This is a genomic window from Vibrio mytili, from assembly GCF_049563345.1.
In the GTDB taxonomy this organism is placed as follows: Bacteria; Pseudomonadota; Gammaproteobacteria; order Enterobacterales; family Vibrionaceae; genus Vibrio; species Vibrio mytili.
Genome location: NZ_CP110481.1, coordinates 282,364 through 300,831, shown reverse-complemented (window position 1 = coordinate 300,831; position 18,468 = coordinate 282,364). Strand labels below are relative to the sequence as shown.

The window sequence follows — 18,468 nt, the reverse complement described above, 5'->3', positions numbered from 1 at the left end:
TTCGATTCAGTATCACTTTTGACAGTAATTCAGACTGATTATCAGTTCGCCTGATCAGTCACGAACATAAACAACGTGTCCGTCATCATCTTCGTCGTCCCAATCATCCCAGTCATCGTCGTCATCTTCAGTGATAACGTCTTTACCTGACATGGCATCTTTATGGTAGTCATCCCACATGAAGTTGACTTTATCTTCTTCAGCCACTTCTTCCTCTTCTCGAGGTAGATTGTCCATAAAGTCGGCCAATTTATAACAAAGCTCTTTCGTGCCCGAACGGTTGATCGCCGAAATCTTAAAGTATTCGTCTTCCCAACCTAGCGCATCTAAGATCTCTTGGATCTTTTCATTCGCTTCTTCTTCTGGCATTAAGTCTACTTTGTTGAAGACCAACCAACGAGGTTTCTCAGCAAGCTTCTCACTGTATTGCTCCAATTCATCAATGATCGTCAGTGCATTTTGCACCGGATCAGATTGATCAATCGGCATTATATCGATCATGTGTAGCAAGACACGACAGCGTTCTAGGTGTTTCAAGAATCGAATACCCAGGCCAGCCCCATCAGCAGCACCTTCAATCAAGCCAGGAATATCTGCAACGACAAAACTTTTTTCTGGCACGACACTGACGACGCCCAAGCTTGGAATCAAAGTTGTAAACGGGTAATCCGCCACTTTTGGTTTTGCTGCTGACACCGCACGAATGAAGGTAGATTTACCAGCATTCGGCAAACCAAGCATACCAACGTCTGCCAATAACAGCAGTTCTAAACGAATCTCACGGACTTCACCTTTGGTACCCAGCGTTCTTTGACGAGGCGCTCGGTTTACAGACGATTTAAAACGCGTATTCCCTAATCCGTGCCAGCCACCTTTGGCAACCATCACTTTTTTGCCGTGTTCTGCAACTTCGGCAACAATTTCATTGGTGTGGATATCAACCGCACGAGTACCCACAGGCACACGCAGCACAATATCTTTACCGCGCTTACCAGTACAGTTACCACCACGACCATTCTCTCCACGCTCTGCTTCGTAAAAGCGTTGGAAACGGTAATCAATCAAAGTATTGAGGTTTTCGTCGGCTTGGATGTATACATCGCCACCATCGCCACCATCGCCACCATCAGGACCACCTTTTGTGATGAATTTTTCACGCCAGAAACTCACAACGCCGCTACCGCCGTCGCCAGCCTGAACTTTTACAACCGCTTCATCTACGAACTTCATCTTTTACTCCGACTACTTCGTGCGTGGTTTAAATCTACTTTGTCATCAGACAATTTTAGCAGATGACAGATCTAAGCTCCCAGATTAAAACCCTTACGGATTCAAACGAGAAGCTTCGATATGCCGACTGACTACCCATAAATAAAAAACCCCGCCGATTCGGCAGGGCTTTTGAATTCAGCTTTAAGCTATTAAGTAATACGGTTAAAAACCTAATTACTCAGCTTCGATGCTAACAAACTTACGGTTTTTAGGACCTTTCACTTCAAACTTCACTTTACCTTCAGTAAGAGCGAATAGAGTGTGGTCTTTACCGATACCTACGTTGTTACCAGCGTGGAATTTAGTACCACGTTGACGCACGATGATGTTACCTGCTAGTACAGATTCACCACCGAAGCGCTTAACACCTAGGCGTTTGCTTTCTGAATCGCGGCCGTTACGAGTAGAACCACCAGCTTTTTTGTGTGCCATTGTTAAACTCTCCTAATAGATTAAGCGTTGATACCAGTGATCTTCACTTCAGTGAACCACTGACGGTGACCTTGTTGCTTACGAGAGTGCTTACGACGACGGAACTTAACGATTTTAACTTTATCGCCACGACCGTGTTGTACAACTTCAGCAACAACTTTGCCGCCCTCTACTAGAGGAGCACCAACTTTAATGTCTTCGCCGTTAGCAACAAGAAGAACTTTATCAAATTCTACAGTTGCACCAGTTTCAACGTCTAATTTCTCTAAACGAAGAGTTTGACCTTCGCTTACACGGTGTTGTTTACCACCAGATTGGAAAACAGCGTACATATTTTACTCCGCTTTTTCCGCACAGCCTTTCTTGAGGGTGTGCGCTAAACTAATCATCAATAGGGCGCAGATTCTACAGAATAGACGTCCCCATGACAAGCCATATTTTGAAAAAATTGGCGAAAAGCTAATCGCCAATGAAAAGTGCGGCAATCATGCCCTTTAGTCATGTATTAATCAACGTTTTTTAGTGTATTATTCGACAATTATATAAATCGAATAAGCCTTGCAGGGTCTAACTTCAGCCGGATGTACAATGGATTTTAAAACTATCCAAGCGCTTACTGCCGATGACATGGCAAAAGTGAACGAAACAATTCAAGCCCAACTCAATTCTGATGTCTCTTTAATCAACCAACTTGGTTTTTATATTGTTGGTGGTGGAGGGAAACGCCTAAGACCTCTGTTGGCAATCCTGTCAGCACGTGCTCTTGGTTATCAAGGCAGCGGTCATACCATGGCGGCTGCGTTTATTGAGTTCATCCATACCGCTACCTTGCTGCATGATGATGTAGTAGATGAATCGGATATGCGTCGTGGTAAAGCGACAGCCAATGCTGCTTTTGGTAATGCTGCGAGCGTACTGGTGGGAGACTTTATCTATACCCGCTCATTTCAAATGATGACTGAGCTAGGATCGATGAAGATCCTTAAACTAATGAGTGATGCGGTTAACGTGATCGCCGAAGGTGAGGTTCAGCAGTTAATGAACTGTAATGATCCAGACACCACGGAAGATAACTATATGCAGGTTATCTACTCTAAAACAGCGCGTTTGTTCGAATCAGCCACACAGATTGGCGCTATTTTGACGGATGCTCCAGAACACGTTGAGCTCGCTCTACAGAACTATGGTAAGTATCTTGGCACCGCTTTCCAGCTTATTGATGATGTCATGGACTACACCTCTGATGGCGAAGACATGGGTAAAAACGTGGGTGATGACTTAGCAGAAGGCAAACCGACCCTTCCGCTGCTTCATGCGATGCGCAATACAACGCCAGAGAACGAGCAAATGATTCGTGATGCGATTGAGAAAGCGAATGGCATGGAACGTATCGATGCCATCTTAGCCGTCATGAAACAAGCAGGTTCTTTGGAATATACAACGCAAAAAGCGCTGGACGAAGCAGACAAAGCAATCGCAGAACTCAAAGTGTTACCAGAGTCGGAGTACAAACAGGCACTGGTCACCTTAGCGCACGTGGCGGTAAAACGAACTAAGTAGGTTATCCCTCCTACTCACGATCAGTACCGTTGTCAGTTAAAAAAGAAGGAAGAGTTAAACTCTTCCTTCTTTTCTAATTATTACTTTTTCTTTAACTGGCTTTTCCCGTGATTGTCGTCGGTTCATCAGGTTGCCTGCTTACATTTATCAGAGTAACTGATTAATAGTATCTATCGCTACTGCCGTGTAATTGAGGATCGTCCTCAATTTCATCAAAAGTGACGGCAATTTGCTGATCTGTCCCTTGCTTTGACAACAGCACCGTTTGAGCTTCATGATCAACCACAAGGATTTTACCCACACCTTGCTGGCATTCGACAATCATACCTTTTCTAATTCGACTCGCTTCCATCCTCTGCTCCTCTTGACGCTAACGCATTCATAAATTTGTACGTAAAGAAAGGTAGAGGGATCAAAAAAGCCGATCCCAAGATCGGCTTTATATTCAAATAAATTTTGACATTATTTAGCGAATTCAACACCAATATTGATATCGCCATTCAGCGTTTCTAGCATGTTATCTAGTGCGGACTTCTCATAATCGCTTAGCGCACCGTAGCTTAGGATTTCTTCCACGCCTTCTTTGCCTAGTTTCACTGGCTGAGCAAAGTATGGGGCATGTTCGCCATCCCCTTCAACGTATGCACACTCGACAACACCTTCTTCACCTTGCAGCGCACGGACGAGAGATAGACCAAAACGACATGCCGCCTGACCCATTGATAGCGTCGCACTGCCGCCACCCGCTTTCGCTTCAACAACTTCTGTACCTGCGTTTTGAATGCGTTTGGTCAGCGCTTCAACTTCTTCCGCTGTAAATTCCACACCTTCAACTTGAGAAAGCAAAGGAAGAATCGTTACGCCAGAGTGGCCGCCAATAACAGGGACACGAACATCGCCTGGATCTTTATCTTTAAGCTCAGCAACAAATGTCTCTGAACGAATCACATCTAGTGTGGTTACACCAAACAATCGACGCTTGTCGTAAACGCCCGCTTTCTTAAGAACTTCAGCAGCAATTGGCACGGTAGTATTAACCGGGTTAGTGATAATACCTACGCAGGCCTTTGGACAAACAACAGCAATTTTTTCCGCTAACGACTTCACAATCCCAGCATTTACATTAAATAGATCGGCACGATCCATACCAGGTTTACGGGCAACGCCCGCAGAGATGAGCACAACATCCGCCCCTTCTAGAGCTGGCGTTGGATCTTCACCTGAATATCCTTTGATCGATACCGGTGTTGGAATGTGGCTAAGATCTGCTGCAACACCAGGAGTCACAGGCGCAATGTCATATAGGGCTAAATCAGAACCTGCAGGTAGGCGGTTCTTAAGTAAAAGGGCAAGGGCTTGACCGATACCGCCAGCGGCACCAATAACGGCTACTTTCATGTAGTTCTCCTTGAGAGTATTTCTCTTATATACGTATTCATAGGGTAGTTTGTAACCAACTGGAGTTAAGCTATCGGAATCACAACTTGATTACAATCAATTAACGCTAGCTTTGCGACCTCGCGCAACTCACTTCAGACGTGCTACAAGCAAAGGCCAGATTATTGTTTTATTCTGCTGAAAAGACAACAAATCCCCTGCCATTTATCTCACAGGTGTAAGAAATGATACAAAACTCCGTTCGGTTTATTGTTTACAGTGATGCAACTAACATATTGCCCGCTCTTTTTGGTACTCTCTGAATATCTATGCGAGAATATGCAAAATTGCATATCCGTAATAAAGAGAATCGAATGACTATACGCAATTCTGAAAAACAAGATAATTTAGTCCGTGCATTTAAAGCCCTACTCAAAGAAGAAAGCTTTGGTTCCCAAGGTGAAATCGTTGATGCCCTAAAGCAACAAGGCTTCGATAGCATTAACCAGTCGAAAGTTTCTCGCATGCTGACAAAATTCGGCGCTGTACGTACAAGAAACGCAAAAATGGACATGGTCTACTGCTTGCCAGCCGAGTTAGGCGTCCCAACGGTAGGCAGCTCACTGCGTGAACTCGTGCTCGACATTGATCATAACGATGCCGTCGTGGTGATTCACACTGGTCCAGGAGCGGCACAATTGATTGCGCGCTTACTTGACTCTTTAGGTAAATCTGAAGGCATTCTTGGCGTCGTTGCCGGTGACGACACCATCTTCATAACACCAACCTTACCTGTATCAACGAAACAGCTGTTTAAATCCGTGTGCGCCCTGTTCGAATACACAGGTTAATCAATAAATCGTTGCGATAATTTGTCCGTAACTATTTGTGAGCTATGAAATAAATTGTATTTCATAGCTCACAAAACCCGCTCATCCTGCCTAAAATTAATCTCTTTCCCATCACTATATTTGTGATAGCGATCACGCATTGAATCATTTTCATCGTCTTTACTTAGTTGAACATAAGTAATTGTTATAAAAAGAATAAATCTATTGATTATTCACTGTACTAAATCGAAAGTTTTAGATTTATTCGCTATAACTTTTAACATTCGAATAATTTTCTACCAATTTGTTGTTATAATTCGCTTACTTTTTCAAGCAATTAGATGAAAAAGTTGCCGTTTCCAAAACAGGAAACTCCAGAGGTAATTTACAATTATTTCCGGGTAGAGAATGAATATAAGGAAGGGAAATTCATGGCATTTAACAAACTTCTCAAAGTAGGTGCAATCGCTGCAGCAGTGATGGGTGCAGGTACAGTCAACGCTCAAGAGTTTATCACCATCGGTACCGGTTCAGTGACAGGTGTTTACTATCCAACAGGTGGTGCGATCTGTAAATTGGTCAACAAAGGCCGTAAAGATCACGACGTACGCTGCTCGGTAGAATCAACGGGTGGTTCGATCTACAACGTAAATACTATCCGCGCTGGCGAATTGGACTTTGGTATCGTGCAATCGGATTGGCAGTACCATGGTTACAACGGTACGAGTAAGTTTGCCGATCAAGGCCCATACAAAAAGCTACGCGCAATGTTCTCTCTTCATACCGAACCTTTCAACATTATCGCACGTGCTGATTCTGGTATTAATGGCGTAAAAGATCTTGCTGGTAAACGCGTCAATATCGGTAACCCTGGGTCTGGTGACCGCGCAACGATGGGCGTGGTTATGAATGCGATGGGCTGGACAAATGACAGCTTTAAGTTAGCGTCGGAGCTCAAAGGCTCAGAACGTTCTCAAGCACTTTGTGATAACAAAATCGATGCCTTCATCTACATGGTTGGTCACCCGAACGGTTCTATCAAGGAAGCAACAACATCGTGTGATGCAAAACTGGTTTCCGCTACAGGTCCGGAAATCGATAAGATTGTGGCCGACAATCCTTACTACGCATACAGCACGGTCCCTGCTGGCATGTACCGTGGCACTGATGAAGATGTAAACAGCTTTGGTGTAGCTGCAACCATGGTGACAACGTCTGATGTTTCAGATGAAGTGGCATACACGGTAGCAAAAGCCGTATTCGAGAATTTCGATACCTTTAAGCGTCTTCACCCTGCGTTTGCCAATCTGAAAAAAGAAGACATGGTAAAAGCCGGTCTTTCTATCCCGCTTCACCCTGGTGCAGTGAAGTACTACAAAGAAGTGGGTCTACTTAAGTAACCACTGATTGAAGTGGATTGTATGTTTTATGTCACTGGATGTTTTATGCCACTGGCGACACATGTAGTCCACTTAAGCATACTGGCTTAAGTCAATTGAGCCGGTATGCTTTGCTCTATATTCCGTAACCTCCTCTTATAATGAGTTTGTATGCCTATCTTTTTGGCATGTAATGCTCACGAAATTTTAACGCTGACAGTCAAAGTATCTATTCACAGTCACGACTTTGGTCTCATTCAGCGCAAACTCAAAAAAGCAAACCTCACTCTATTCACTACACTGATAGAGTCGAACTGTGGTTCTCAATAGAAAGAATCATGAATAATAAGGATTAAGTACATGGCGACGAATAATACTCCGTCACAAGATGTGCAAGAGATGGTGGCTCAGGCAGACACAGGTGCACGCAGTCCATTGGGCATGCAAGGGCGAATTCTTTGGTTCGTTCCTCTGTGTTGGTCACTATTTCAGCTCTGGTACGCATCGCCGCTACCGTTTATTTTTAATTTTGGCGTACTCAATGACACAGAGGCTCGAGCGATTCACTTGACCTTTGCGATTTTTTTGTCTTTCACTGCTTATCCCGCAATGAAAAACTCGCCACGCGATCGTATCCCGCTCGTGGATTGGATTCTTGCTCTGGCTGGTAGTTTTTCTGCTGCTTATATATATATATTTTATACAGAATTAGCAGGCCGCTCCGGGGCTCCAATCACCATGGATATCGTGGTTGCGGTCATCGGAATGGTACTGTTGTTGGAAGCGACACGCCGAGCGTTAGGGCCACCATTGATGATCGTGGCAGCCGTGTTCCTCACTTATACCTTTGCCGGACCTTACATGCCGGATGTGATCGCCCATAAAGGTGCGAGTTTAAACAAAGCGATGTCGCACTTATGGCTAACCACCGAAGGGGTATTTGGTGTGGCACTCGGTGTTTCAACCTCGTTTGTTTTCTTGTTTGTTCTGTTTGGAGCAATGTTAGAACGTGCGGGCGCTGGGGCTTATTTCATTAAAGTCGCCTTCTCTCTATTGGGTCACATGAAAGGTGGACCTGCGAAAGCCGCCGTTGTCGCATCTGGCTTGTCAGGCTTAGTGTCAGGCTCTTCAATTGCCAACGTTGTGACGACGGGTACCTTTACTATCCCACTCATGAAACGAGTAGGCTTTCCGGGCACCAAAGCAGGAGCGGTCGAAGTCGCTGCCTCAACCAATGGCCAGCTAACCCCACCAATTATGGGTGCGGCGGCATTCTTGATGGTCGAATACGTCGGAATATCTTATGTGGAGGTGATCAAAGCTGCTCTACTCCCGGCTCTGATTTCTTATATTGCTTTGATCTACATCGTTCACCTTGAAGCTTGTAAAGCAGGCATGACAGGTTTGCCACGCCGTCATAACCCAACCATGCTGCAAAGTATGTTGTCGTTTATAGGAACCATTTTGGGTCTGTGTGTAGTCAGCGCCCTAGTCTACTATGGTGTTGGCTGGACTAAAGATGTTTTCGGTGCAGCGGCAACGCCAATTGTCACGGTTGCATTGCTCATTGCGTATGTTTGCTTAGCCAAAATCTCCTCTAACCACCTTAAAGATGGTGATATCAGCATTGATGAAGAACTCACGGAAGTCCCGGAACCAGGACCAACCGTAAAATCTGGTCTGCATTTCCTACTGCCTATCGTGGTATTAGTTTGGTGTTTAACTGTTGAACGCTTCTCACCTGGACTATCTGCATTCTGGGCCACCGTTTTCATGATTTTCATCTTGTTGACTCAACGTCCTTTGATTGCATTCTTGTCTAAAGAAGGCAGCTTGAAGGAGCAGACCAAAGAAGGCTTTATCGACCTTGCAGAAAGCTTGGTATCTGGCGCGCGCAATATGATCGGTATCGGCGTTGCCACCGCAGCGGCAGGTACGGTCGTCGGCGTGGTGACCTTAACGGGTATTGGCTTGGTCATGACCGACTTCGTTGAGTTCATCTCCGGAGGTAGCGTGATACTCATGTTGCTGTTTACTGCAGTGATCAGTCTGATATTAGGCATGGGTCTACCAACGACAGCAAACTACATTGTAGTTTCAACCTTGATGGCCCCGGTGATCGTCACGTTAGGTGCTGCGCATGGTTTGATCATTCCACTGATTGCGGTGCATTTGTTCGTGTTCTACTTTGGCATCTTGGCGGATGATACCCCACCCGTTGGCCTGGCAGCATTTGCCGCTGCAGCGATTGCCAAATCGGACCCAATTCGTACTGGTATCCAAGGCTTTACCTACGATATACGCACGGCGATCTTGCCATTTATGTTCGTGTTCAATACCCAACTGCTATTAATGGGCATTGATACATGGTGGCATCTGGCACTGACGATAATCTCTTCGATTATTGCCATGCTGATTTTCTCCGCAGCAACTCAAGGATGGTGGTTTACTCGCAATAAATGGTGGGAAACCGTTCTACTATTAGTGCTAACGTTCTCTTTCTTCCGTCCCGGGTTTTGGTGGGACATGCTCTACCCGGCGAAAGTCAATACGCCGGGCGTGGAAGTGGCTCAGATCGTTGAAACACTCGATGTAGGGCAATCACTTGAGCTTCGTGTTGCTGGAGAGAACTTAGAAGGTGAGTACATCGAAAAAACCGTTTTACTCCCATTTGACGATGAAGCGAAAACCGCGGAAGAACGACTGTCATCTATGGGGCTGATGCTCACTCAAAGCGACAATAAAATGATTGTCGATATGGTCGAGTTTGGCAGTCCGGCAGAATCCGCAGGCGTCGATTTCGACTGGGAGATCAAATCGGTCATTCAAGATGCCGCACGTCCGATGAAAGAGTGGGTATTTGTGCCCTGCTTAATGATTTTATTACTAATGGCCATGAACCAAAAACGTCGTGCTCGCAAGGAACAATTGAGCGCATAACCGAATTAGCCCCGAGGACACGGGGCTTTAATGAGAGACATTGAATGTACAAACAAATACTTGTTCCGGTCGATCTGAATGAACAGGGTTTCTCTGATCGTGCTGTCGAATTAGCGGTGTGGCAAGCTCAACACGCCAATGCCGAGATTCATTTGTTGACGGTATTGCCGGGAATCCATATGTCGATGGTCGCGACGTATTTTCCCAAAGATGCGGCCAAGAAAATGAAACAAGACGTGGAAAAGCAACTAACCGCATTTGCCAAGGCGAACATCACGGACGATGTGACTTATCACGTGCACGTCGCTGAAGGAAAAGCCTACTCGACCATTCTTGATCACGCTAAGCGCTTGCATGCAGATCTGATCATCATGCCAAGTCATAAGCGCTCCAAGCTCAATAAAGTGATGCTAGGCTCTGTCGCGAGTAAAGTGGTGGAATACTCACCAATTAACGTGATGGTGGTGAAACCACAAAGTTAAACGGCCGTTAACTTTGTGGTTAAGTGTTGTTTGGCGAGGACACCTATTCAAAAGCGCTGAGCGACACAGAGTTTATGCGAAGAAAGGTTGATGTTCACATCAACCTTTTTGTTTGGTATTCGCTCGTTATTTGGTATTAGCTTGCAGCTCGGACAAACGCTTGTAAAGCTTCACTCGGATGCACCGCCGTGAGTTCCTCCATCTTTCCTGCTGCTTCTATTTGTCCAGCAGCAACAAAGGCAAAGTGACTAGCGATGGCATTGGCATCACTCAAATGATGCGTCACCATAATCACCGTAATCCCCCGCTCCTCTGCAAGGCTTTTGACTAACGTAAGCATTTCTTCCCTAAGCACAGGGTCGAGCGCAGAGAAAGGTTCATCCAGTAACCACATCGCATGAGGCTGAACAAAGCAACGAGCTAACGCTACTCGTTGACGTTGTCCTCCCGATAAATGTTCCGGCAAACGATCGAGAAATTCCGCAACCCCAACTTGCTGCGCAGCGTGTTCGACCTGATGTTTCTGCGCGGGGGTGAGTTTTAACCCTGGGTGTAAACCTAAACCAATGTTGTCACGTACAGTTAGGTGAGCAAACAAATTATGCTCTTGAAATAACATAGAAAAAGGACGCAGATACGGTGCCTTATCCACGATAGATTCACCATTGATTCGAATATCGCCGTCATCGGGACTAATGAACCCAGCGACCAGAGCTAATAAAGTCGATTTTCCTGCGCCACTCGGGCCCATCAGCGACACGATCTGACCACGCTCTATGGTTAAATCAAAACGAAACAGTTCATGTTGATAAGTGTACTGCACGTCATCCAACACTAACATTCCGCTTTCTCCTTGGTTTTGAGACCTTTTTCAATCACTGTAAAACACCCTACGCTGAGCAAGAGTAAAGTAACGGAGACGACCGCTGCTGCTTCCATTTGATAACTACCGAGTAACTGGAATAAATACAGAGGCAAAGTGCGAAATTCTTGTCCGCCAAACAACGCAATCGCGCTTAAGTCACCGATCGAAAACATAAAACTGATCGCAAAAGCATGCGCAAATGGTTTACGTAACGCTTGCCATTCCACCACTTTAAACCTTTGCCACCCTCTCATGCCTAAACTGGCACAGACATACTGATATTGTTGTTCGATATGCAATATCGGTTGCGCCAAAGTTTTGATCACATAGGGTAAAGCCATCAACCCATTCACCAATATGACCACGAAAAATGCCAGACTGAATACATCGGTAAAGGAACGCAATAACAAAAACAGCCCTGTACTGATGACCAAACCCGGAGTCACCAAAATTATGGTTCCGACCAATTCAATATGATCCGCCCGAGCATTTCTGTTTTGCAAACGCCAGCGCCGACTTGTCAGTAAAATAGACACGCCTGCCGCTACCGCCAACGCGCTGGCAATTGTCGCAACCTTGAGTGAGTTGAATAACGCCAGCCAAAAGCGTTCGTCGGTGAATACCTCACCTATTTGCGGATTTATTCCACTGAGTACCACCATCGTAAGAGGCGGCACAACCAGTAAAAAGGCACCCATGATCCAAATGCTATCCCAAGCTTTTGACCACCCATGATCCTTCGTTAGGTATTGCTGTACCGATGTACTACCAGCACTGATGGAAACAGGCTTCGTCATTTTCTGCACACCGATGGCCAAGGCACCGCACAACAGCATTTGCCATAGCGCAAGCAGCGCCCCTGCCTGTAAGTCAAAATCAAACTTAATCGCCTGATAGATGGCAAGCTCAATGGTGGTCGATTTGGGCCCGCCACCGAGCGCCATGACCGTAGCGAAACTGGTAAAACAGAGCATGAACACCAGCCCACAAACGTGGGGCAATTGCTGCCTTAAACGTGGCCATTCAACCCAACGAAACTTATCCCAGTGGCTCATGCCTAAATGCGCGCACAGCTTATGTTGTTCTGCAGCAATGGACTCCAAAGGCTGCAACAACAATCGCGCCGCATAGGGTAAATTAAAGAACACATGAGCGAGTAAAATGCCATTCAGACCATAAATAGAAAATGGCATCTGAACATCGAAATGCTGCAACCACTCTGCGAGCAAGCCACGATTGCCATATATCGCCAGCAAGCCAAATACGCCAACTAAAACGGGCAGTACCAGCGTGGAAGCAAACAATTTCAGTAACAACGCTTTGCCGAAGAATTGTCGTCTCGAGAGCGCATGCGCGACCGGAATTGCCAACACAACACTGAGAAACGTAGACAAAGCCGCTTGATAAAAGCTGAATTTCGTCACATGACGATAATACGGATCCGACCAAATGATCGACATATCGAGGGAGGGAGCTTGGACAAGTAATGCGCCCAGCGCTGAAATAACAAAGGCCGCGATAAGCACCGCGACCCCTAAACCGACTTTAGGTACGGAGTTCACTCGAAAACCTTACCTTACATAGTGAGCGCATTTTGCCATTCACGCACCCAAGTCCTGCGCATTTTGGCCACTTCTTCTGCTGAGAAACTCAGTGGCTGGCTTGGGATATTTAAGCTTTCAAACCCTTTTGGTAACGCAACATCAGTAACGGGATACATCCAGTTTCCTGTTGGCATCGCTGATTGAAACTCATCACTCAAAATGAAATGCATGAATTCATCCGCCAATTTGGCGTTTTTAGACCCTTTCACCTTTGCCGCGACTTCGACTTGCATATAGTGACCTTCGGCAAAATTGGCACTGGCATACTTGCCATCATTTTCAGCAATTAAATGGTAAGCCGGTGACGTGGTGTAAGAGAGTACCAGATCAGACTCCCCGTTTAAGAACATCGAATACGCCTCTGACCAGCCCTTGGTCACGGTAACCGTCTTATTCGCTAACTGTTGCCACGCCTGTGTTGCTTTATCGCCATAGATGGACTTCATCCATAACAATAAGCCTTGACCAGGGGTTGACGTACGAGGATCTTGATAAATCACTTTCAAGTCATCACGCTCTTCCACCAGCTCTTTCATGCTTTTTGGTGGCTGAGCCAGTTTGTCTTTGTTGTAAATAAACGCGAAGTAACCGTAATCGTAAGGTACGAACGTCTTATCATCCCAACCGTTAGGTAAAATGGTGTTTGACGTATCCACACCATGCTCAGCCAATAAACCGGTCTTCTTCGCCTCAACCATAAGGTTATTATCGAGTCCCAAGACTATATCGGCTTTTCCATTACTGCCTTCTAAACGCAGGCGGTTTAAGATCGATACGCCGTCATCTAAAGCCACAAAACGGATATCGCAACCGCACTTCGCTTCAAATGCTTGCTCGATTTTAGGTCCCGGCCCCCAATCAGCAGCAAATGAATCGTAGGTATAAATGGTTAACGTATTTTCTGCAGCGAACGCTGAAGTTGATGTCGCTGAAGTTGATGCAATAACGGCTAGGGTGACTAAGCTTAAAGATGTTTTCACGGCTCGCTCTCCAATGAGATGTCGTTGAGCGGCACAGGGTTGAGGTGGGATTTCGAGTTGCCAATCTCCGACTCAATTCCTACGCCAGCATTATCTGGTTCAGGTAATACGGGTCCCTGTCCGCTTAAGCGTGTTAAGCATTAGGTCTCAGCGCCCAATTTCATAGCAATGAACTTGGGATGGCTCCCCGATGAGTTGGACGAATTGTATACCCAAAGCCCCTAGCATTGCTAGGATAAGCAGGGAAATTAAGCGTCACTTAGGTGCGTTGGTCGTAACCCCAGCGAGGAACTAAGCCTTGTTCAATACCGAGATGGTCCAAAATCCGCGCCACCATAAAGTCGACCAAATCTTCGATGCTCTTGGGCTGATGATAGAAACCCGGTGCCGCAGGCATGATGGTCACCCCCATTTGCGACAACTTGTGCATGTTCTCTAGATGCAGAGTGGAAAATGGCGTTTCCCGTACCACAAGCAACAACTGACCGCGCTCTTTCATCACTACATCAGCCGCACGCTCAATCAAGTTATCGGACATGCCATGTGCAATCGCGGCGACACTACCAGCGGAACACGGACAGACCACCATTTGTTTTGGCGCAGCAGAACCAGACGCGACGGGAGAAAACCAGTCGTCTTTCCCGCATACAGTAATATTATTGGGGTCGCAATTCAGATGGGCGACCAGCGCTTTTTGCGCTGCCTCTGGGCCGCTTGGTAACTTCAAACCATGCTCTGTCGCCATCACCACTCGTGCGGCAGAGGAAATCAATACATACACGTGGTAATCGGCTGCGACCAAACATTGCAAAAGTCTCAGCCCATAAGGCGCACCAGAAGCGCCAGTGAGAGCTAAGGTTATGGCTTTTTGCGGCTGCGGTTTATTGTAAGGCATAGCGGAATCAAACTTTTTGTTTTAGTTGTTCGAGAAGCTTGGCGTGAATACCACCAAAGCCACCATTACTCATGACCAAAATGTGGTCACCTGGTTTGGCCTGTGCCACGATTTGCGCGACAAAGCCGTCAATGTCAGCGTCAACAAACGCAGGTTGTTGGCATTGATCGGCGATCTCTTGCACCGACCATTCAATATTATCAGGCTGAAACAAGAACACTTCATCAGCATTGTGCAGCGACGCCGCCAATGTCTGCTTATGTACTCCGCGTTTCATCGTGGCTGAACGAGGCTCTAATACCGCAAGAATACGTTGTTCACCCACTTTATTACGCAATCCACCTACCGTGAGTTCAATCGCGGTGGGGTGATGAGCAAAATCGTCATAGACCGTGACACCACACGCTTCCCCTTTTAGCTCCAAACGACGCTTGGTATTGATGAAGCGCCCCAACGCCTGACACGCTAAGTCTGGAGTCACGCCAACGTGCCTAGCCGCAGCAATCGCCATTAACGCGTTATCCACGTTATGATCGCCAACTAAGTCCCACTCAACCGTACCGACGACATTACCTTGTAGAGACACTTCAAATTTTGAACCGTCAATAACGAGTTTATGTGCTTGCCAGTCCCCGTCGTCTCCTGAGAACTGTCTCTCGGTCCAACAGCCGCGTTCTAATACATCCGCAATCGCTGGATCTTTTTTCGGCGCCAAGATCAATCCATTGCCCGGAACAGTACGCACCAAGTGGTGAAATTGACGCTTTATCGCTTCAAGATCGTCAAAGATGTCAGCATGATCGAACTCAAGATTATTCATGATAAGTGTGCGAGGATGATAATGAACAAACTTAGAACGCTTATCAAAAAAAGCACTGTCATATTCGTCTGCTTCGACGACAAAAAACATGCTTTCACCCAAACGAGCAGAGATACCAAAGTTGCCCAGCACGCCCCCAACTAAAAAGCCCGGCTGATAACCACAGTCTTCTAAGATCCACGCCAGCATGCTGGCGGTGGTGGTTTTGCCATGTGTACCAGACACAGCAAGCACCCAACGATCGTGCAGTAAGAACTCGTTAAGCCATTGTGGTCCGGAGGTATAACGCATATTGCTATTAAGCACGTGCTCAACACATGGATTTCCACGGCTCATGGCATTCCCAATCACAACAAGGTCCGGTTGAGGGTCTAGTTGAGAAGGGTCAAATCCTTCAATAATTTCAATACCTTGAGATTCCAACAATGTGCTCATCGGCGGGTAAACATTGGCATCGGAGCCAGTTACTTTGTGTCCGAGCTGACGGGCTAAAACTGCCGCACCGCCCATAAACGTGCCACAGATACCCAAGATATGAATGTGCATAAACTTAACCTTGTAATGCGTTGTTTGAACTGTTCATTATCGCGATAACCACAAGAAAAGCGAGTGTCTTTGGCTTGGTTGTGACACTGCCTTTCACAAAGTTGACAAGGGTGAACAAGATCTAAACAAACGTCATGACTTAATGATAACAACATCGCCCAGTATACAAACAAATTGAGATCTCAGTCGGTTACTTCAATACCATTAAAAAGATCTGCGACATAAAATTACGTTTAACGCAATCGTTTAACATCCATAAAGAGATGCCCTATTGCGCCATACCCCCAACAATATATTAATGTAAGGATTTACCATGTCAGGACTGCGCACTTTAGGCGAGTTCATTGTTGAAAAACAAGCGGATTTCCCCCACGCTAGCGGTGACCTATCATCTCTTTTAGCCTCCATTCGTTTAGCTGCAAAAATCGTTAACCGCGAAATCAATGCAGCAGGTCTTGGTGATATTACTGGTGCCGTTGGTACTGAAAATATTCAAGGTGAAGATCAGCAAAAGCTCGACGTGTATGCGAATGATAAATTCAAAGCGGCACTGGAAGCACGTGATCAAGTTTGTGGCGTTGCCAGTGAAGAGGAAGACGAGGCTGTCGCGTTTAATAAAGAGCTCAATCAAAACGCCAAATACGTGGTATTGATGGATCCACTGGATGGTTCTTCAAATATCGACGTTAACGTCTCGGTTGGCACTATTTTTTCGATTTATCGCCGCGTATCCCCTATTGGCACTCCAGCAACTGAAGAAGATTTCCTCCAACCAGGCCATAAACAAGTCGCAGCAGGTTACGTAATTTATGGCTCATCCACCATGCTGGTTTACACCACAGGTAACGGTGTCAACGGCTTTACTTACGACCCATCGATTGGCAGCTTCTGCTTATCACATGAAAACATGATGATTCCAGAAGATGGCAAGATATACTCGATTAACGAAGGCAACTACATTCGTTTCCCTCTCGGTGTGAAAAAGTACATCAAATACTGCCAAGAAAATGAGCCTGAAGATGGTCGTCCATATACCTCTCGCTACATCGGTTCATTAGTCGCGGATTTCCACCGTAATTTATTAAAAGGTGGCATCTACCTTTATCCAAGCACTCAAAGCCATCCACAGGGCAAACTGCGCCTACTTTACGAGTGCAATCCGATGGCATTCCTCATTGAACAAGCGGGTGGTCTTGCGTCTGACGGCCAACAACGCATTATGGAAATTAAACCAACTGAATTGCATCAGCGTGTGCCTTTCTTTGTTGGCTCGAAAAATATGGTGACCAAGGTCGAGTCGTTCCTTGAAAAATATCGTGATGAAGAATAGCGTTATCGTTATCACTCAACTCTAGACGAGAACTTCAGACTTTAGTCCAATGCGGCAGGTGTTTACCTGCCGCATTTTTATCGCTAAAGTGAATTGCGAATCAATCGTAATGAAAAGGAATATTCACATGAGTTTAAACCATGTACCAGCAGGTAAATCCTTACCTGAAGACATCTATGTCGTTATCGAAATCCCTGCCAATGCTGATCCAATCAAATACGAAGTCGACAAAGACTCTGGTGCTGTTTTCGTGGATCGCTTTATGTCTGCGCCAATGTTTTACCCATGTAACTATGGCTACGTCAATCATACGCTGTCTTTAGACGGTGACCCGGTTGACGTACTTGTCCCAACGCCATACCCGTTGATGCCAGGTTCGGTCATTCGTTGCCGTCCGGTTGGTGTGTTAAAAATGACTGACGAATCCGGTGAAGATGCAAAAGTCCTTGCTGTTCCTCATTCAAAAATATCCAAAGAGTACGAGCACATTCAAGACGTGGGTGATATCCCTGAACTATTGAAAGCGCAAATTACGCACTTCTTCGAGCGCTATAAAGAACTGGAATCGGGTAAGTGGGTCAAAGTGGACGGCTGGGCTGATGTAGAAGCCGCGAAGGCAGAAATCTTAGAATCTTACGAGCGTGCGCAAAAGTAATCGATGCTACGCTTAATCAAAGAGCTGCGAAATGCAGCTCTTTTTGTTTTTATCCAACATGTGTATTTGCCGTTGTTGTGTGTAACCGAGCGTGGGGGGATGATATTACACTCTTTGACACCAATCTCCTGAGGCAATCTCTTCCGTCAAGTGTTCCGTGTCTTGATACAAATAAATCCACGCTTGCCCAAACGGTGTTGTGATCGTTTCTCTGCGATATTCAACGGGCACGTCTTCAAGCTTATCTAAGGCAGCGAGCGTATCATCATCAATGAGATACACTTCACCTTGAATAGCACGCTGCCCCGCAGATACGCCGGGATAAGGACCTAAATCATACAACGCATATGCCGCATCACTCTCATGAAGACCAAGGAACTCAGCCGAACTCAAATAGTGATGGTTATACTCTCCTTGGCGTAACGTCCCATACACAAAAACCAAATGCTGCATAACCACTCCTTAGTTAGCTGGCCTAGGGCCGAATGATCTTTCAGATTA

18 protein-coding genes are annotated in these 18,468 nt (G+C 46.0%); 7 read left to right on the top strand and 11 right to left on the bottom strand.

Translation table 11 applies throughout. The features are described 5' to 3' along the window. Window positions 1-54 precede the first annotated feature (54 nt). The 3 genes from cgtA to rplU all read right to left on the bottom strand — a co-directional run bounded on the left by cgtA (window position 55) and on the right by rplU (window position 2,036). Entirely contained in the window at window positions 55-1,230 is a 1,176-nt protein-coding gene (gene cgtA / locus ONE56_RS01460; protein ID WP_041156759.1) for an Obg family GTPase CgtA, read from the bottom strand. A gap of 216 nt (window positions 1,231-1,446) precedes the next feature. Beyond that, window positions 1,447-1,704 (bottom strand): 50S ribosomal protein L27, encoded by a 258-nt coding sequence (gene rpmA, locus ONE56_RS01455; protein WP_005383095.1) that lies wholly within the window; start codon window positions 1,702-1,704, stop codon window positions 1,447-1,449. A 20-nt stretch (window positions 1,705-1,724) separates the two neighbouring features. Further along, window positions 1,725-2,036 (bottom strand): 50S ribosomal protein L21, encoded by a 312-nt coding sequence (gene rplU, locus ONE56_RS01450; protein ID WP_000271393.1) that lies wholly within the window; start codon window positions 2,034-2,036, stop codon window positions 1,725-1,727. 256 nt (window positions 2,037-2,292) lie between these two features. On the opposite strand from rplU, the gene ispB reads away from it, so the two are divergent. Next, entirely contained in the window at window positions 2,293-3,264 is a 972-nt protein-coding gene (gene ispB, locus ONE56_RS01445; protein ID WP_041156760.1) for an octaprenyl diphosphate synthase, read from the top strand. Window positions 3,265-3,424: 160 nt separating this feature from the next. On the opposite strand, the gene ONE56_RS01440 is transcribed toward ispB, so the two are convergent. Both ONE56_RS01440 and mdh read right to left on the bottom strand, forming a co-directional pair. Beyond that, a complete protein-coding gene (locus ONE56_RS01440) occupies window positions 3,425-3,616 on the bottom strand; it encodes a hypothetical protein (protein WP_041156761.1) in 192 nt (63 codons plus the stop codon). A 110-nt stretch (window positions 3,617-3,726) separates the two neighbouring features. Next, window positions 3,727-4,662, bottom strand: a complete 936-nt coding sequence (mdh, locus tag ONE56_RS01435) for a malate dehydrogenase (protein WP_041156762.1) — start codon at window positions 4,660-4,662, stop codon at window positions 3,727-3,729. A 359-nt stretch (window positions 4,663-5,021) separates the two neighbouring features. Between mdh and argR the strand changes: the two genes are divergently transcribed. From argR to ONE56_RS01415, 4 genes are all read left to right on the top strand, one after another. Then, window positions 5,022-5,492: a transcriptional regulator ArgR gene (gene argR, locus ONE56_RS01430; RefSeq protein ID WP_041156821.1), complete on the top strand. Its 471-nt coding sequence runs from the start codon at window positions 5,022-5,024 to the stop codon at window positions 5,490-5,492. A gap of 410 nt (window positions 5,493-5,902) precedes the next feature. Continuing rightward, window positions 5,903-6,871 (top strand): TAXI family TRAP transporter solute-binding subunit, encoded by a 969-nt coding sequence (locus ONE56_RS01425; RefSeq protein WP_423840127.1) that lies wholly within the window; start codon window positions 5,903-5,905, stop codon window positions 6,869-6,871. A 339-nt stretch (window positions 6,872-7,210) separates the two neighbouring features. Next, the gene (locus ONE56_RS01420; protein ID WP_041156764.1) at window positions 7,211-9,790 is read left to right on the top strand and encodes a TRAP transporter permease; all 2,580 of its coding nucleotides are present in this window, start codon (window positions 7,211-7,213) and stop codon (window positions 9,788-9,790) included. A gap of 44 nt (window positions 9,791-9,834) precedes the next feature. Then, window positions 9,835-10,272, top strand: a complete 438-nt coding sequence (locus ONE56_RS01415) for a universal stress protein (protein WP_041156765.1) — start codon at window positions 9,835-9,837, stop codon at window positions 10,270-10,272. A 136-nt stretch (window positions 10,273-10,408) separates the two neighbouring features. Here the strand turns inward: ONE56_RS01415 and thiQ are convergent, their stop codons facing one another. The 5 genes from thiQ to mpl all read right to left on the bottom strand — a co-directional run bounded on the left by thiQ (window position 10,409) and on the right by mpl (window position 15,982). Further along, window positions 10,409-11,113 (bottom strand): thiamine ABC transporter ATP-binding protein, encoded by a 705-nt coding sequence (gene thiQ, locus ONE56_RS01410; protein ID WP_423840126.1) that lies wholly within the window; start codon window positions 11,111-11,113, stop codon window positions 10,409-10,411. Next, a complete protein-coding gene (gene thiP / locus ONE56_RS01405; RefSeq protein ID WP_423840125.1) occupies window positions 11,107-12,699 on the bottom strand; it encodes a thiamine/thiamine pyrophosphate ABC transporter permease ThiP in 1,593 nt (530 codons plus the stop codon). Before thiP ends, thiQ begins: the two co-directional genes overlap by 7 nt. A gap of 14 nt (window positions 12,700-12,713) precedes the next feature. Next, a complete protein-coding gene (gene thiB, locus ONE56_RS01400) occupies window positions 12,714-13,721 on the bottom strand; it encodes a thiamine ABC transporter substrate binding subunit (RefSeq protein ID WP_041156767.1) in 1,008 nt (335 codons plus the stop codon). 259 nt (window positions 13,722-13,980) lie between these two features. Further along, window positions 13,981-14,616: a flavin prenyltransferase UbiX gene (locus tag ONE56_RS01395; protein WP_041156768.1), complete on the bottom strand. Its 636-nt coding sequence runs from the start codon at window positions 14,614-14,616 to the stop codon at window positions 13,981-13,983. Between the two features lie 7 nt (window positions 14,617-14,623). Beyond that, window positions 14,624-15,982, bottom strand: coding sequence for a UDP-N-acetylmuramate:L-alanyl-gamma-D-glutamyl-meso-diaminopimelate ligase (gene mpl, locus ONE56_RS01390; RefSeq protein ID WP_041156769.1), 1,359 nt, complete (start codon window positions 15,980-15,982; stop codon window positions 14,624-14,626). A gap of 313 nt (window positions 15,983-16,295) precedes the next feature. Between mpl and fbp the strand changes: the two genes are divergently transcribed. Beyond that, window positions 16,296-17,312: a class 1 fructose-bisphosphatase gene (fbp, locus tag ONE56_RS01385; protein ID WP_041156770.1), complete on the top strand. Its 1,017-nt coding sequence runs from the start codon at window positions 16,296-16,298 to the stop codon at window positions 17,310-17,312. A gap of 127 nt (window positions 17,313-17,439) precedes the next feature. Beyond that, entirely contained in the window at window positions 17,440-17,967 is a 528-nt protein-coding gene (ppa, locus tag ONE56_RS01380) for an inorganic diphosphatase (protein ID WP_041156771.1), read from the top strand. 105 nt (window positions 17,968-18,072) lie between these two features. Here ppa and ONE56_RS01375 read toward each other — a convergent pair whose 3' ends face one another. Next, window positions 18,073-18,420 carry a gamma-glutamylcyclotransferase family protein gene (locus ONE56_RS01375; protein WP_041156772.1) on the bottom strand — a complete coding sequence of 116 codons (348 nt, stop codon included), beginning with the start codon at window positions 18,418-18,420 and terminating at the stop codon, window positions 18,073-18,075. Window positions 18,421-18,468 lie beyond the last annotated feature (48 nt).